The 15,855-nt window shown below is 35.6% G+C and carries 18 protein-coding genes and 1 pseudogene; 12 read left to right on the top strand and 7 right to left on the bottom strand.

Annotated elements, in window-relative coordinates:
• The first annotated feature begins 3 nt into the window (after window positions 1-3).
• The 3 genes from CVT15_RS00695 to CVT15_RS00685 are packed head-to-tail and all read left to right on the top strand — an operon-like array spanning window position 4 to window position 3,099.
• The gene (locus CVT15_RS00695; protein ID WP_107898200.1) at window positions 4-1,509 is read left to right on the top strand and encodes a nickel/cobalt transporter; all 1,506 of its coding nucleotides are present in this window, start codon (window positions 4-6) and stop codon (window positions 1,507-1,509) included.
• Complete coding sequence (locus tag CVT15_RS00690; RefSeq protein WP_103576960.1) at window positions 1,506-2,291, top strand: metal ABC transporter ATP-binding protein; 786 nt, start codon at window positions 1,506-1,508, stop codon at window positions 2,289-2,291. Before CVT15_RS00695 ends, CVT15_RS00690 begins: the two co-directional genes overlap by 4 nt.
• 1 nt (window position 2,292) lies before the next feature.
• Window positions 2,293-3,099, top strand: coding sequence for a metal ABC transporter permease (locus CVT15_RS00685; protein WP_054195991.1), 807 nt, complete (start codon window positions 2,293-2,295; stop codon window positions 3,097-3,099).
• Here CVT15_RS00685 and CVT15_RS00680 read toward each other — a convergent pair.
• Window positions 3,080-4,411, bottom strand: a complete 1,332-nt coding sequence (locus CVT15_RS00680) for an MATE family efflux transporter (protein WP_107898201.1) — start codon at window positions 4,409-4,411, stop codon at window positions 3,080-3,082. The two genes, CVT15_RS00685 and CVT15_RS00680, sit on opposite strands and share 20 nt — an antisense overlap.
• Window positions 4,412-4,655: 244 nt before the next feature.
• Window positions 4,656-5,096, bottom strand: a complete 441-nt coding sequence (locus CVT15_RS00675; RefSeq protein ID WP_103576959.1) for a type II secretion system protein — start codon at window positions 5,094-5,096, stop codon at window positions 4,656-4,658.
• 140 nt (window positions 5,097-5,236) lie between these two features.
• On the opposite strand from CVT15_RS00675, the gene CVT15_RS00670 reads away from it, so the two are divergent.
• Window positions 5,237-6,109 carry a cytochrome-c peroxidase gene (locus CVT15_RS00670; RefSeq protein WP_103576958.1) on the top strand — a complete coding sequence of 291 codons (873 nt, stop codon included), beginning with the start codon at window positions 5,237-5,239 and terminating at the stop codon, window positions 6,107-6,109.
• Window positions 6,099-8,519, top strand: coding sequence for a bifunctional diguanylate cyclase/phosphodiesterase (locus tag CVT15_RS00665; RefSeq protein ID WP_107898202.1), 2,421 nt, complete (start codon window positions 6,099-6,101; stop codon window positions 8,517-8,519). Before CVT15_RS00670 ends, CVT15_RS00665 begins: the two co-directional genes overlap by 11 nt.
• A gap of 3 nt (window positions 8,520-8,522) precedes the next feature.
• On the opposite strand, the gene CVT15_RS00660 is transcribed toward CVT15_RS00665, so the two are convergent.
• Window positions 8,523-9,281, bottom strand: coding sequence for an exodeoxyribonuclease III (locus CVT15_RS00660; protein WP_103576956.1), 759 nt, complete (start codon window positions 9,279-9,281; stop codon window positions 8,523-8,525).
• Between the two features lie 53 nt (window positions 9,282-9,334).
• Here CVT15_RS00660 and CVT15_RS00655 point away from each other — a divergent pair, with 53 nt between their 5' ends.
• The gene (locus CVT15_RS00655; RefSeq protein WP_103576955.1) at window positions 9,335-9,700 is read left to right on the top strand and encodes a diacylglycerol kinase; all 366 of its coding nucleotides are present in this window, start codon (window positions 9,335-9,337) and stop codon (window positions 9,698-9,700) included.
• A gap of 1 nt (window position 9,701) precedes the next feature.
• Entirely contained in the window at window positions 9,702-9,929 is a 228-nt protein-coding gene (locus CVT15_RS00650; protein WP_072594035.1) for a replication/maintenance protein RepL, read from the top strand.
• A gap of 27 nt (window positions 9,930-9,956) precedes the next feature.
• Here the strand turns inward: CVT15_RS00650 and CVT15_RS09875 are convergent.
• The 4 genes and pseudogenes from CVT15_RS09875 to rpsT form a co-directional block, all read right to left on the bottom strand.
• Window positions 9,957-10,191 (bottom strand): annotated as a pseudogene (locus CVT15_RS09875) (FAD-binding protein); the annotation flags it as partial.
• A gap of 161 nt (window positions 10,192-10,352) precedes the next feature.
• Window positions 10,353-10,772: a TOBE domain-containing protein gene (locus tag CVT15_RS00645; RefSeq protein WP_103576954.1), complete on the bottom strand. Its 420-nt coding sequence runs from the start codon at window positions 10,770-10,772 to the stop codon at window positions 10,353-10,355.
• Window positions 10,773-11,115: 343 nt separating this feature from the next.
• Entirely contained in the window at window positions 11,116-12,183 is a 1,068-nt protein-coding gene (prfA, locus tag CVT15_RS00640; RefSeq protein WP_103576953.1) for a peptide chain release factor 1, read from the bottom strand.
• Window positions 12,184-12,198: 15 nt separating this feature from the next.
• Complete coding sequence (rpsT, locus tag CVT15_RS00635) at window positions 12,199-12,468, bottom strand: 30S ribosomal protein S20 (RefSeq protein ID WP_009295094.1); 270 nt, start codon at window positions 12,466-12,468, stop codon at window positions 12,199-12,201.
• Window positions 12,469-12,626: 158 nt separating this feature from the next.
• Between rpsT and glmM the strand changes: the two genes are divergently transcribed.
• The 5 genes from glmM to CVT15_RS00610 are packed head-to-tail and all read left to right on the top strand — an operon-like array spanning window position 12,627 to window position 15,763.
• Window positions 12,627-13,967 (top strand): phosphoglucosamine mutase, encoded by a 1,341-nt coding sequence (gene glmM / locus CVT15_RS00630; RefSeq protein ID WP_087578184.1) that lies wholly within the window; start codon window positions 12,627-12,629, stop codon window positions 13,965-13,967.
• Window positions 13,960-14,412, top strand: a complete 453-nt coding sequence (lspA, locus tag CVT15_RS00625; protein WP_103576952.1) for a signal peptidase II — start codon at window positions 13,960-13,962, stop codon at window positions 14,410-14,412. Before glmM ends, lspA begins: the two co-directional genes overlap by 8 nt.
• Window positions 14,402-14,764 carry an NINE protein gene (locus CVT15_RS00620; protein WP_103576951.1) on the top strand — a complete coding sequence of 121 codons (363 nt, stop codon included), beginning with the start codon at window positions 14,402-14,404 and terminating at the stop codon, window positions 14,762-14,764. Before lspA ends, CVT15_RS00620 begins: the two co-directional genes overlap by 11 nt.
• Before the next feature lie 9 nt (window positions 14,765-14,773).
• Window positions 14,774-15,208: a CopD family protein gene (locus tag CVT15_RS00615; protein ID WP_103576950.1), complete on the top strand. Its 435-nt coding sequence runs from the start codon at window positions 14,774-14,776 to the stop codon at window positions 15,206-15,208.
• A 9-nt stretch (window positions 15,209-15,217) separates the two neighbouring features.
• Window positions 15,218-15,763, top strand: a complete 546-nt coding sequence (locus tag CVT15_RS00610) for a hypothetical protein (protein WP_103576949.1) — start codon at window positions 15,218-15,220, stop codon at window positions 15,761-15,763.
• Window positions 15,764-15,855 lie beyond the last annotated feature (92 nt).

The following is a 15,855-nucleotide window of genomic DNA, read 5'->3' as shown; positions in this document are numbered from 1 at the left end:
AAGATGTTAGCACGCCTGATTGTCATTTGCTTCTTTGCTATAAATGCCTTCGGGTGTGCTCTTTGCTCGCTTTATAGCCCGACCGCTCACGTAAGCGTTAAATTTGACTCAAATGAAAACAATATCACTACAATTGCTTTTTTATGGACATTTTCGCAAAATTTCTCAGAGCTTATGAGGCAAAATTTTGACCTAAATCAGGATGAAAAGATAGATGAAAGCGAGATCAAAAAGATCCGCTTAAATTTACTTGATTATCTTGTGCCAAGGCACTATTTAACGAATATTGAGTATTTTTACAAAGATGAAAATGCTACAAAACTTGAGTTAAATTTAAAAAAGTATAAACTCTATTTTGATGAGGGTAGATTAAAATTTGATGTTAGTTTTAAGACAAATTTGCTCATCAAAGATGGCTTTGTGGTGTCTGTTGAAATGGACGACAAAGAGGGATATTTTAATTTTAAATTTACACAAAACAACGCATTTTTGGTATCAGATCAGTTTTGGACGATACCAAATGCAAATGCAAATTTAATATTTTTTACATTTTCAAGTAAAGCTGCAGCCAAGGCTCATAACGAAAAACCTGCATTAAAAGAGCTTCTAAAAGAGCCAAACTCAGTAAATTTTGAAGATGAAAATTTAAGCCAGATCGATAAAATCGATGAAGCTAAGTTTGATCTTGTTTCAAAAACAAGTCTAAGCATGCTTGATAGATTAAAGCAAATTCTAAGAAATTTTGATCAAAAAAGTCCACTAACTCTGCTATTTTTAGCGCTCATATCATTTGGTTATGGCTTTTTGCACGCTGCATCTGCGGGACATGGCAAGGTGCTTACAAGCTCCTATTTTGCCGCAACTGGCGGAAGCTACGCCAAAGCCTTTTTCTTCTCTTTAAAGATCGGATTTTTACATGTTGTGGGTGCGTTTATTTTTGTGCTTGCTAGTTTTATGATACTACGTGAGATTAGTAGCGATCTGACAAAAGATACAGCAAGCGTTACGACAGCATTTTCTGGCGTTATTATCTTTTTTGTAGCGATTTTTATGCTTTATAAAAAGGTCAAAATTTATCTTTCAAGCAAAAAAGAGTTAAGTAAATTTTATATTTTTAGCTCAAGTCTAAGCCAAAATTTGAGTAAAAATACAAAATTTACTAGCGACTGTGGCTGTAATATCTGTACTACAAAAAAACCAAAAAACAAAGAAGAATGGCTGATTGCGGCTGCTGCGGCACTTATTCCTTGTCCTGGCACGATACTTGTCTTTGTGCTAGCAAATGAGCTAGGCAGCTACTTTGCAGGCGTTATAAGTGGCGTATTTATGGCGCTTGGCATGAGCACAGTGATATTTTTAGCGGCTGTTTTTGGAGCCAAGATAAATGAGAGCACAAACATTAAGTTAAAAAAGTTTAAAATCTATGCCGAATTTATGGCTCTTAGCGTTATGCTTTGGCTTGGGCTTTTTATTTTTACTACGACATTTACGCAAAAGAGTCTGTTTTGAAAGAAATTATAAAAATTAGAAATTTAAACTTTAGCTACGATAAGCAAGTGGTTTTAGAAGGTATCAATTTAGATTATAGTAGCGATGAATTTTTAGCTATCATCGGTCCAAATGGTGGCGGTAAAAGTACGCTTTTAAAGCTTATTTTAGGGCTACTTAAGCCTCAAAGTGGCGAGATAAAGCTCTTTGGAAAAGAGCCAAGCGAAGTTAGTAAATTTATAGGTTATGTGCCTCAAAATTTTCTCTCAAATCAAAGCTTTCCGATGATGGTTTTAGAAGTAGTTTTAATGGGGCTAATCGATAAAAAAATTTTTGGTTTTTACTCGCGAGATGAGAAACAAATGGCTCTTGGTGCCCTTGAGAAAGTTGGCATGAAAGAATTTGCAAGCGCTAGAATTGGTGAGCTAAGCGGTGGTCAAAGACAGCGTGTATATATCGCAAGAGCGCTTTGTGCAAATGCAAAAGTCCTCGTTTTAGACGAGCCAACAGCCAGTATCGACACAAAGGGTCAGGCTGAAATTTATGAAATTTTAAAAAATATAAATGCAAGCGGTGTTGGCATAGTTTTGGTAAGTCACGATCTAAATATCGTGCTAAATTATGCTACAAAAATCGCCTATGTGAGTAAAAATTTACATATTCATAAAACTCATGAAGATACCGCAAAAAGAGAATTTATAGAGCATTTGGCAAAATCTCATAGCCATTTTTGCGATGTCGAGATCGCACTTGGCGAATGTGAGTGCAAAATCAAAAGTAATGTTTTTAAGCTAAAGAGATAAAATGAGTGAAATTTTAGAGTTAAATTTTATGCAAAATGCCTTTATTGCTGGCATTTTAGTTAGTATCATTTGTGGGCTCATAGGCTCACTCGTTGTTATAAATAAAATGACTTTTATCGCTGGCGGTATCGCACACGGAGCATATGGCGGCATAGGACTTGCCTTTTTCTTCTCGCTTGAACCACTTCTTGGTGCTAGTATATTTTCACTCTTTTTAGCCCTTATAATAGCCACTATCACGTTAAAAGATAAAACCAACATCGACTCAGTTATCGGTGCTATTTGGGCATTTGGCATGGCTATTGGCATTATTTTTATCGATTTAACTCCGGGATACAATGCCGATCTCATGAGCTATCTTTTTGGCTCTATTTTAGCAGTAAGCGGGCAAGATATAACATTTATGAGTATTTTAGATATCTTATTTTTAGCACTCATTGCCCTTTTTTACCGTCAATTTGTAGCTATTAGCTTTGATGCAGAGTTTGCAAAGTTGCGCGGTGTAAATACAACATTTTTTCACTATTTATTAGTGTGTATGATGGCACTTTGTGTGGTGGCTACGATTCGTGTTGTTGGGCTGATTCTAGTCATCGCTCTTCTTACTATACCGCCATATTTAGCACAAATTTTTGCCAAAAGACTTGGACTGATGATGTTAATCTCTACTATCTTTTCGGTCGTTTTTTGCTTTAGCGGTCTATTTATTAGCTTTTATTTTAACCTAACAGGCGGAGCTAGCATAATCTTAGTTGCTTCACTTTGCTTTTTTGCATTTTGTTTTAAATTTAAAAGCTTACGTCAGTAGTCATTCTTAACTGATAAAGCGTCCAAAAGACGAAGCAAATAGCTGTGAGATAGACGCTAAAAAATAGAGCCAGCCATATAAATTTTATCTCAAGACCAAAATAGAAGACTACCGCGTAAAAAAGTGATCCTTGAAGCACAAATTGCCTAAATCCATTTAGCAAAAAGATAGCCACTGGACGTTTTATGGCCTGAAGAGTACTGCCTGAGACATTTATCGTGCCATAAGCTACGTAAGCAAGAGAATTTATACCAAGATAAAGCCCTGCTATCTCCAAAACTGCCGGCGTATCATCAAAAATTCTTATCATATCTTCACCAAAAAATCTAATAAAAACGCAAGCAAGTGCACAATAAATAAGTAAAAAAAGAAGCGAAATTTTATAGCATTGTTTAGCTCTTTTAAAATTTTTAGCGCCATAGTTTCTTGAAACGATACTTAAAACTGCTGCAGCCATACCAATGGTCGGTAATACCAAAATTTGCTCTATCCTTAAGGCTATACCATATCCTGCTACGGCATTTACGCCATAGTAGCTTATAAATTTTAAAAGCACAAGTGAGCCAAGTGACATCGATAGATAGTTCAAACAAGCTGGTAGAGCTTGCTTTGTAATCTTTGCCCAAATGCTAAAATTTGGCACAAAATAGCTTAAATTTCTTGGCTCGATCATCTTAGCTTTTTTAACTTTTGCAAAAAGGTAGATCATACCCAAAAGCTGAACACTAGCTGTTGCTAGAGCAAGCCCTTTTACACCAAGACCCAAAATGAATGCAAAAAAGTAGCAAAAAAATGCATTGATAAAAAGGCCATAAAATAGCCAATTGCGGTAACTTTTTGTATCTCCAAGTGCCACAAGCACGCCGTTTAGAGATTTGATAATCAAGAAAAATGGTGCAGCAAGAAAGATAACACCTGCGTAATCAAGCGCCTCTTTTAAATAGTGATGATCGGCTCCTAAAAAAGTGAGTAAATTTGGTGCTAAAAAATAGCCACAAAACCCCATAAAAATAGCAAATACTAACACAAAGATAATTCCATTTGCCGCATAAAATTTAGCCATTTTTATCTTTCCTGCTCCAAGGCTATTGCCTATTAGCGCAGTTAGTGCTGAGCCAAAACCAAGCCCAATGCCTACAATACTTAGATAAAGCAAAAAGCTCATAGCCATACCAGCTACGGCAAGGGTAGAAATTTTTGCTGCAAAAAATGTGCCAGTAACGTTATAAAGAGTATTAAACATCATTGCGGTGCCAGCTGGAAGCGAGAGCGAAATGATGAGCTTATTTAACGGGTCTTTTAGTAAATCCATGGTTTGATTTTACGTTTTTTATCTTTAAAATTTGTAAAGAAGAAAATCAATTAAATTTAATAAAAAGCCATTGCCTATTAGCATAGTTAGGATTGATACTTTTTTGGCAATGCATTAAATCTTAGAAAGCTTATTTTTATGTATATAAATTATTTGTATAAAAGAAAATTTATATTTCTATCAGTCTTTGTTATATTAAAAATTTAGTAGGACAAAAATCATAAAAAGCAAGGAAAATACCTTGCTAAAATTTATATTTTATACCCATACCGCCAAATTTAAGCGTATTAGCTGTCTTATTATCGCTACTTTCGATTAGGGCTTTAACGTCTGCTAAGCCTGGTAATTCCCAAACTTGTTTGCAAAGGCCATCTGTTTTTATGGTGATGCCTATCTCTCCATTAGTATTATTTCCAGTACCTACTTCTAGGCATTTATCATTTTTTGCATTTACTGGATTTTTAACATTTGACATCTTCTTAACAGCATCTGAACCAGAAGCAAATTCCCCTTGTGAAGTATAGTAAGAACCCAAGTCCGAAATAAGTGTTTGTATATTTGAAGCAGTTTTTGATATCTCTGCATCATCCCTTGTTGCAGCTAGTTTTGGTATAGCAACCGCAGCTAATATACCCAATATAACGATCACGAAGATCAACTCAATCATCGTAAAGCCTTTTTTCATGACTTCTCCTCCCTGAAATATAAATATTTTCTAAATCGAGCGAATTGTATCATAAATTTCAAAAAACAATAAAATAACGTACTATATAAAAAATCAAAAATTTGCCGATATAAAAAAGAAAATTAAAAATTAGGGGCGTTATGAAGGGCGTTATACTTTGTCTATTTATCATCACGATTTCATTTTGTAAATATGAATCCTACAAACCTCTCACAGTAGTAAAATATAATGAAGAAAAGGCTCTGCTTGGCAAAAAACTCTTTTTTGACAAAAGACTAAGCCCAAATGAAAACTACTCTTGCCAAACTTGTCACAACTTGTATTGGAATTTAAGTGGAAGCAACCAAGATAGCATGGAAAAAGGCACTTTAAATCCTCCAACCATATTAAATGCTGCAGCAAACTATCTATTTTATAGCGATGCAAAGATTAGCAATTTAAAAGATCAAGTAAAAGAGTCTATAACTTCTAGAATAGAACTAAACTCAGATAACGACAAGATAGTGGATTCTGTAAATAACATCTCTGAGTACAAAATTTTATTTAAAAAAATTTATAATGACGGCATTAATTTTGATAATATTGCAGATGCAATAGTTGAGTTTGAGAAGGCTGTCTTAAGTGTTGATTCGCCATTTGATCGTTTTATATCAGGTGATAACAATGCCATAGATGATAGCGCAAAGAAAGGATTTGAGATATTTAATAATATAGGCTGTGCCGCTTGCCACAATGGTAGAAATTTAGGAGGAAATTTGACACAAGATATTGGTCGAGAAAGAATTTCTGCCTTAGATGCAAACAAAAGATTAAGAAGAGTGCCATCACTAAGAAATATTACAAAGACTGCTCCATATTTATCTCATGGAGAGATAAATGATCTAAAAGAGGCTATAAGCTTTATTGGTAATTATCAGCTAGGATATGAGCTTAGCAAAGATGAAATTGATGCTTTATACTCATTTTTTCTGACATTAAATGGTAAAAAGCCTAGGATACTAAATGAGTACTAAACGAACAAGAACCGTACTTAGCTTCTTAGTAGCTATATTTTTCATTAGTGCATTTTTTATATATAAAGCAAATATAGCCATTGATACGGCTCATAAATTTGATGACGGGATTTTAAATCTAAAATTTATAGACAATGAGATAACTTTTTCTTTAAATAATATTTATGATGTCTCAAACTACGACAAACTCAATGCTGACATAAATTCTTTTGATACAAATTTGAGTAACCTTTCAATGCTTAGTGATGAGATGATGTTGTTTCATCAAAATGAAATAGCAAAAGACATACAAAACATAAAAGATACATTTAGTAAAAAAGTATTTTTTTTACAAAGATCAGCTTATGTAAACTCATCTATAGATTCTTATATCCAAATAAGTCAATATGAGATACAAAATCTCGCACCTCTAAATAAGCTTGAGCCTATATTTTATGCGATAAAAGGTGCTTTGATGCTTAGTCCTGAAGCAATAGATGATATTTCAAAGCAAATAAAAATGTATAAAAACGAGTATAAAGATAACAAGAAAGCTCAAAATGTATTAGACAAAATACTCTATGCAACTCAAGCTACAAAAACTTTACATACAATCTCAAATAGTGCAAAAGAGCTACATCTTGATAATATGCTAGAAAATTTTAGAGATAAAATCCTAGAATTTCACTCTGATGCGGTGGATAACACAAAAATAGCTCAGAGAATTTGCTTACTTACATTTATAATATTTTGTTCATTTGGTCTCTATCAAATTAAAATGGCCTCAGAGCGTTTAAGGCAGATAAAACTCCTAAGAACGACAGTCGAAAACGATCATAGCTCTATTATCTATTGCGATAAATACAATAGAATTTCATACGTAAATAAAACCTTTGAAGAAAAAACTGGCTACAAGCTAAAAGAAGTAATAGGCAAAAACCCTAGAATACTAAAATCATATATGCACCCGCAAAGCTTTTATGAATCCATAAAAGAGGCTGTGCAAAAATCTCTACCTTGGGAGAGCGATGAGCTTATAAGCAGAACAAAAAGTGGTGATTTTTTATATGAAAAGGTGAAATTTTCGCCATTTTTCTTTAAAAATAAATTTGAGGGCTATATAGCCGTAAAGCTTGATAGGACTAAAGAGACGCTAATACTAAACGAGCTAACTCAAAAAAATGAACAAATAAAAATACAATCTTCAATCGATAAGCTAACAGGCTTTGGTAACTACTTTGCTTTAACTGAAATTTTAGACGCGCAAAAAGATGGAGTGCTAATTTGCTTAAGCATTAAGAATTTTAAAATTTTAAGATTCTTTTATCAAACTAAGATTATCGATGCAATGCTAAAAGCAGTAGCTGATACACTAAAGCTTTGCATAGATACTTCTGAGATAAAAGCAAAGCTATTTAGATTTCAAGATGACGCATTTTATATATGGTATGAAGGCGATAATATCGTAAGAGATATTGAATATATTAGAGAATATTTTGGTTCAAATAGAATAAATGTCGCTATTGATGAAAAATTTGAAAACCTACCAGGCATAAAGATAGTATTTGGTGTTTCATTGCCAAACGATACCCCACAAACTAACCGCCTAATGCAATCAGTCCTTGCAAATCAGCTCGCAATAGAAAATGGTAGCAATATTTACTACTATCTAGAAAATGACGCCATTGAGATGAAATATCACAAAAACCAGCTGGCAGTTCAACTAATCGAAGATGCGCTAGAAAACGATAGAGTCATCGTAGAAGCACAAGGCATCTTTAACTTAGAAGAAAATGAAACCGAAGCAAAGTATTATGAAGTTTTGGTTCGTATAATTGATCAAAATGGCAAGATTCATTATCCGGGCGAATTTTTAGATATTGCCATGAAAACGCAACTATATCCGCAAATAACCAAAAAGGTGATAAGTCTTGCGTTTGATCTTGCTAAAAGATATCCAGATTATATGTTTTCTATAAATTTATCAATTACCGATATTGCTGACGCTAGTATGAGAGAGCTTATAGAAAATAAACTAATCGAGTGCAAAGATCCTAATAAAATTTGCTTTGAAATGCTAGAGAGCGAAGAGCTTAGCGACTATGTTGCGGTAAATTCTTTTATAAAACGCGTCAAGGGCTATGGATGTAAAATTTCCATTGATGACTTTGGCTCAGGGTACTCAAACTATTACCGAATTTTGGAGCTTGATATAGACACCATAAAGATAGATGGCTCGATAATCAAAAAGCTTCCATTTGATGAAAATGCTAGAGTTCTAGTAGAAACCATCGTAAGCTTTGCAAAAAAGCAAGGCTACAAAATAGTAGCCGAGTTTGCAAGTTCAGAAGAAATTTTAAACCAAATCAAAAATTTTGGAATACCTTACGCACAAGGCTTCTTACTAGGTAAGCCTCGCAGAATGGAATAGTGGCTAAATTTCTATATCTATCCCAACTGGGCAGTGATCGCTGCCTGTGATCTCTGGCAAGATAAATGCGTCTTTTAGCCTATCTTTTAATCCTTGCGAGATGAAGAAATAATCAATCCTCCAGCCAACATTTTTTGCCCTTGCATTAAAACGGTAGCTCCACCACGAGTAAGCATCTGATACGTCGCCATTTACGGCCCTAAAGGTATCTATAAAACCACTTTTTAGCACCTCATCTATCCATGCTCGCTCGATAGGTAAAAAGCCTGAAGTTTTGGCATTTGCCTTTGGATTTTTAAGGTCGATCTCACGGTGAGCAGTATTTACATCGCCACAAAATATTACCTCTTTGCCACTTTTTACAAGCTCTTTGCAATAAGCTAAAAATTTCTTATAAAAATCCATTTTATAGGCTAGTCGCTCGTCATCCTTTTGTCCGTTTGGAAAATAGATATTAAAAAGCACAATATCGCCAAATCTATGTTCCAAAACACGCCCCTCCGTGTCATCAAAGAAGGCTGCCTTTTGTGTAAAAATGTCAAAATTTGCTAGGCTCATCACGCCAGAGTATCCAGCTCTCTCACCTGAGTTTACGCTTATATCTTTAAAGCCAAGGTTATAAATTTCTTTTGGCACATCACTTTCTTTGACTTTAATCTCTTGAAGCGCTAAGAAATCAGGCTTTTGCTCCGTAAGCCACGCGAAACCATCCTTTGTTACAAGTGCTCTAAGGCCATTTACATTCCAGCTAATAAGTTTCAAATTTCATCCTTTTTTTAATTATAATTATGCCAAAAATCACAAAAAGGAAAATTATGAGAAACCAGCCAGAGTATAAATTTTTAAAAAATTTTGGCTATGCAAGAGAGGGTTTGGCTGAAATTTTTAAAAATGAAAAGAGCTTTAGGATAGAAATTTGCATATTTTTATTAGCGACACTATCGCTATTTTTTTGGAATTTTGACCTTGTTTTTAATCTATTTTTGATCTTTAGCATGGCATTTGTGCTAGTTTGCGAGTGCCTAAACTCAGGCTTAGAGCGAGTAACTGATCTTGCAAGCCCAGACTATCACGCCCTAGCAAAGGCGGCGAAAGATGCAGGAAGTGCAGCTGTGATGATCGCAAATTTCTTATGTGGCGCACTTTGGTGCGTGACAATAGGATATAAAATTTGGAGCTAGCATGAATGAAGAAATTTACAAGGCAATAATTGGCGAGAAAAAGGTAGAAATTATAAATTTGCTAGTTAAAAGCTGTGATGAAAATGGCTTTATTGTAGTAAAAATTTCAGAAATTTGTGAAAAGCTAGACGTGAGCAAACCAACCGTTATAAATACCTTTAAGCTACTTGAAGAGAAGAAAATTTTCGAGCGAGTGAAAAATGGAGTTTATAGATTTAAAAATTTATAGTGGCGAGCAAACGTCTGCCACATCTTTTTAACTGATACTCTCAGTAGTGATCATGCTAAATGTCAAGCGGTCAGTTATCACGACTGGACCTAGACGAATGGCTCATGAACGCCACCTACATTCTCGCCAGATGCATATAAATTTGGTATAGGCATAGCCGTTTGATAGCTTATAACTTGGGCTTTTGTGTTGATATTTGGCCGCCTATTGTGTGGTGAACTTTTGGCGTGCCATGCTCTGCTTAAAATGGCGGATAGGCTATAAAAGTAAAAAAATAATATAAATTTTAGTTATAAATTTTCTAAAAAATATTCACTACGACTTATTTAAATTTATAATTTCGTTGATAAATTTTATAGTATTTTAGATCTTAGCTTAAGAATGGGATTTAGTTAGGAGAACGGAGCAAAATTGCTCCGTAAATTATTTAACACCAACTATGATTTGAGTTGCTTTGATAATTGCAGTTACTTTATCTCCTGCTTTTAAAGCTAGACTACTAACTGACTCTCTTGTGATGATAGCAGAAATTTTGCTGCCATTTACATCGATAATAACTTCAGCATTTACAGCTCCGTCTTTTATCTCGCTAACAACACCTTTGATTTGGTTTGTAGCACTAAGCTTGATGCTGTCATCTTTTGAAACGATAACGCTTGAAGCTTTGAATAAAAAGATAGCTTTTTTGCCAACTTTAAGATCAAGACCTTTTTCACTATCAACCGTAACAGTTGCTTTTAACACTTCACCGCTTGCAAGCTTAGCAGATATTAGCGAATTTACCACACCTGTTCTTACCTCTGTGATCTCAACATTTAGTTGATTTCTTGCACTTATTGACATTTTGTCTCCTTCTTTTGAATTAAATTATGGTGAAATTGTAAGGTAGAATTATTAAGCAAAACTTAAAACTATTTATACAAAATTATAATATCAAAAATAAAAATTTTATACTTTTAAATGTCCTAAAAATCGCTATTTGAGAAATAAAATCTAAAAATTTAATTTATATTATTTTGAAAAAAATGAGAAAAAATATTACTAACTACTACTTCTAAATATCTATTTTTATAAAATTCTTGTAAATTTGGCTTTAAAGTTTGGTAAATTTAAAAGTATTTTAAACTAAAATAATATTTTTAAGTAAAGAAATAAATTATAAAATTTGAAGTAAAAATTTGAAAGTTTAAATGCCAGCTTCTAGCATAGCTTCGGCTTGATAATGTGTAATAAGTGGCTCAATGATCTCGTCAAAAAGGCCTGCGGCCATGATCGCATCGAGACGGTAAAGTGTTAAATTTATACGGTGGTCGCTTATGCGGTTTTGTGGAAAGTTATATGTTCTTATCCTACCAGAGCGGTCTCCAGTTCCGACCTGACTCTTGCGTTCGCTAGTCTCTTTAGCAAGCCTCTCTTGCTCTTGCATCTCGTAAAGTCTAGCCTTTAGTACCTTCATCGCAGCTTCTTTGTTTTTGTGCTGACTCTTGCCGTCTTGGTTTGTCACGACAAGGCCTGTTGGTATATGCGTGATCCTAACGGCACTATCGGTTGTATTTACCGACTGGCCACCGTGGCCTGAGCTTCTCATAACATCGACTCTAATATCATTTGGATTGATCTCGATCTCGCTATCTTCGACCTCTGGCATGATAGCCACAGTCACAGCCGAGGTGTGCACCCTGCCCTGGCTCTCAGTCTCTGGCACACGCTGAACTCTATGCGTGCCGCCTTCGAATTTTAGCCTCGAGTAAGCACCTTTGCCTTTTATTAGCACGATGATCTCTTTAAAACCACCAGTGTTGCCCTCGCTTTGGCTAACGATCTCAAATTTATATCCGCGAAGCTCTGCGTATCTAATGTATGCGTTAAATAAATCGCCAGCAAATAGTGCTGCTTCATCGCCGCCCGTACCTGCACGAATTTCTAAAAATATATTTTTATCATCGTTTGGATCTTTTGGAAGAAGTAAAATTTTGATCTCTTCCTCAAGCTTCTCCCTTGAAATTTCTAAACTTTTTAGCTCTTCTTTTGCAAGTTCGCCAAGCTCAGAGTCCTCAAGTAGGGCTTTGTTCTCATCGATGTCATTTAAAATTTGTAGATATTTTGTTGCGGTAGTTGCGACTGGCTCGATTGATGACTGTTCTTTTGAAAGCTTTGTCATCTTTTCGATATCGTTTGCTATATTTGGATCGCTTAGAAGCGTAGAAATTTCATTATAGCGATCCAAAAATGGATGAAGTTTATCAGCAAACATTAAAATTTATATAAATTAAGCAGCTTTTAGAGTGTTTACTAATTGAGCAAGGCGACTAACGCGGCGAGCAGCAGTTTGTTTCTTCAAAAAGCCTCTGCTTACGAAGCTATGGATGCTTTTGTTAGCAACTTTTAAAGCTTCATTTGCAGCTTCAATATCTTTAGCTTCTACAGCTACACGCACTGCTTTTGTGATATTTTTAAGTCTAGTGCGGTAAAATCTGTTTCTCTCAGTTCTTTTTATAGTTTGTCTAGCTCTTTTTTCAGCAGATTTATGGTTTGCCATAATATACCTTTATTTGATAATTTTAGTCGGTGATTATATGAAAACTATAATAAATTTAACCTTAATTTAAGTCATCCTTAAAAGAAGTAAAATTTTAGCTTTCAAATTTGCTAATTTCTGATAAAATAGTCCAATTTTATAATAAAAAGGATAAATTTATGAAACTATTTGGAACAGATGGTGTTCGTGGCAAGGCAGGCGAAAAGCTCTCAGCTCAAACATCTATGCGTCTTGCAATGGCAGCTGGAATTTATTTTAGAAAGACCTCAGCGACAAATGTGATATTGGTTGGAAAAGATACTAGAAAAAGCGGCTATATGATCGAAACTGCAATTGTTGCAGGGCTAACTGCTGTTGGATACAACGTCCTTCAAATAGGCCCTATGCCAACGCCTGCGATCGCATTTTTAACAGAAAATATGCGCTGTGACGCTGGTATCATGATAAGTGCATCGCACAATCCGTACTACGATAACGGCATAAAATTTTTTGATAGCTTTGGCAACAAACTAGATGAAAAAATAGAAGCCGAGATAGAGAAAATTTTCTACGACGATGAGCTCATTGCTAACGCTCAAAAGACGATGACAGAGATCGGTGCAAACAAGAGGATCGATGATGTTATCGGTAGATATATCGTGCAGATCAAAAATTCATTCCCAAAAGAGTTAAATTTAAAGAATTTACGAGTAGTTTTAGACGTGGCAAACGGAGCTGCTTACAAGGTCGCACCAACTGTATTTAGCGAGCTTGGAGCCGATGTCATCGTCATAAACGACGAGCCAAATGGTAGCAATATCAATCAAAACTGCGGTGCGCTCCACCCAGAAGATCTAGCAAGCGAGGTAAAAAGGCTTCGTGCTGACATTGGCTTTGCATTTGACGGCGATGCTGATAGGCTTGTAGTAGTTGACGAAAACGGCGAAGTTGTACATGGCGATGCGATACTTGGCTCACTTGCAGCATTTTTGCACGAGCAAAAGGCGCTAAAAGGCGGAGCCATTGTGGCTACGGTGATGAGTAACGCCGCACTTGATGACTATCTAAAAGCTCATAAGATCAAACTACTTCGCTCAAACGTAGGCGATAAATACGTGCTTGAGATGATGAAAGAAAATGGTATAAATTTTGGCGGTGAGCAAAGCGGTCACGTGATATTTAACGACTACGCTAAAACTGGCGACGGCCTTGTTACCTCAATGCAAGTTGTCGCGATGATGCTTAAAAAAGGTAAAAAAGCTAGCGAAATTTTTGGTGAGCTAAAGCCATATCCACAAATTTTACTAAATTTAAAGATCACAGAGAAAAAGCCGCTTGATAAGATAGAGGGGCTAAAAGAGCTTGAGGCTAGCCTTGCAAAAGAGGGTATAAGATCGCTCTTTAGATACTCCGGCACTGAGAATTTGATCAGACTTTTGCTTGAGGGCAAAAATCAAACTTTAGTTGAAAAACGCATGGATGAAGTTGAGAAATTTTTCGTAAAAGCCCTAAATGCGTAAAAGCTTAGTTAAATTTTTCATTGCGTTTTTTGTCATTTTTATCGTTGATCAAGCGATAAAAATGATATTCATAGATGGTTTTTCGTGGGAAGGCGAGTTTTTCTCGCTAGTTCTTACATATAATAAGGGCGTTGCATTTTCGATGTTAGCCTTTTTAGATGAGTGGCTGAAATTTATACAAATAGCCCTTATCTTAGGCGTTTTTATCTATCTGCTGGTAGAAAAAAAGCTGCTTTGCTCGCATGCCATTTGGCTTGGAGCTTTGCTAGGAGCTGGCAGCTCAAATATCACAGATAGATTTGTCCATGGTGGCGTCGTGGATTATGTCTTTTGGCATAAGTGGTTTAACTTTGCGGTCTTTAACTTCGCTGATGTGATGATCGATCTTTGCGTGGTGATGATACTTTGGCAAAGTTTTAGAAAAAGGAGAGAGAGTGGGAAATAATATCTACGTCGCATACGCGCTTTGGCTATTTACTGGCTGGCTTGGGGCGCATAGAATTTATCTTGGTAAATTTATCACTGGTTTTTTGATGATGGGGTTATTTTTTATCGGTTACTCTTTACAAATCATCCTCGTTGGTTATTTATTCTTGGCTATTTGGGGCATTTGGTGGATCATCGATGCATTTTTGGTTGGTGCTTATGTCGAGAAAAATTTACAAAAAGTCGAGCTAAAAGAGAGGCTAAAACTAAAAGATAAAGAGGACGACTTAAAAAGGCTTTACGAGCTTTTTGAGAGTGGTGCGATCAGCAAGGCTGAATTTGAAGCTAGAAAAGAGATACTTTTTAGATAAGGAGACGTTATGGCAGAATATTATCTTTACTTAAAATACCTCCACTATTTGTTTTTCATCTCGTGGATGGCAGTGCTGTTTTATCAGCCAAGGCTCTACGTTTATCACGTAGAAAACATGGACAAACCTGACTTTGTAAAAGTGGTCGAAGTGATGGAGTATAAGATGTATCACTACATCGGCTGGGTCGCACTGATTGGCTCATTTTTTACTGGCATTTTGATACTTATCGCGATGCCTGATCTTATACAAACTGGTCACATACACGTCAAAATTTTAGTTGTCATCTTGATGGCTATCTATCACCTAGACCTTGGACGCTACATGAAGCAGCTCAAGGAGAAACGCTGTAACAAAAGTGGCATCTTCTTTAGAGCTTACAACGAAGTGCCAACTATCGCGATGCTTATCATCATCTGGGTCATGATAGTAAATCCATTTTAAAGGAATTTGATGAAGAAATTTTTAGCATTTATCGCTTTGCCAGCACTCTTACTTGCAGCGACTCAGTATTTTGAGCCGGTGCAGATAAAATTTGACAACAGACTCTACTCACTAGCAAGTTCAGCCAAGCCTGTGCCAAATTTATTCACGCAGGAGTATTTGCTCCCTGGCGAGAAACTAGATAGCTTTAGTTATATGCTCTCGCTAAATACGCTTAAATTTGACGCTACGCCAGAGCAAGCGGTCGAGCAAAAGATAAATGATCTAAAAGAGCTAAAAGCAAAAGGGCTAAAAGTGGCTTATAAAAAGGGCTCGCTCGCAAATGAAATTTATCTTGATATCACGATATTTTCAAACCTAAATGGCGTGCCAACAGCCGAGCACTCGATATATCGCTACACTAAGCAAGGCGGAAATCTAGTCCTTTTTACCATCCAAAGGCGTGCTTATAAAAAAGAGGGCATTCAAAGATTTGCTACAAATTTCACGATCGAGTCGCAAGATTTTATCAAAAAAGCCCTAGCCACACCTTTTCCACAAATCATCAATAGATAGAAAAATTTGAGTGTAAATTTAGCCTTTGCACTCAAATTTTAAAACCAGACTTAATAAATTTATCTAAAAATAAAACGAATAGTTATATGATA

Origin of the sequence: Campylobacter concisus (genome assembly GCF_003048595.2) — a bacterium.
GTDB lineage: Bacteria > Campylobacterota > Campylobacteria > Campylobacterales > Campylobacteraceae > Campylobacter_A > Campylobacter_A concisus_L.
This window is presented reverse-complemented; position numbering and strand designations above follow the sequence as displayed.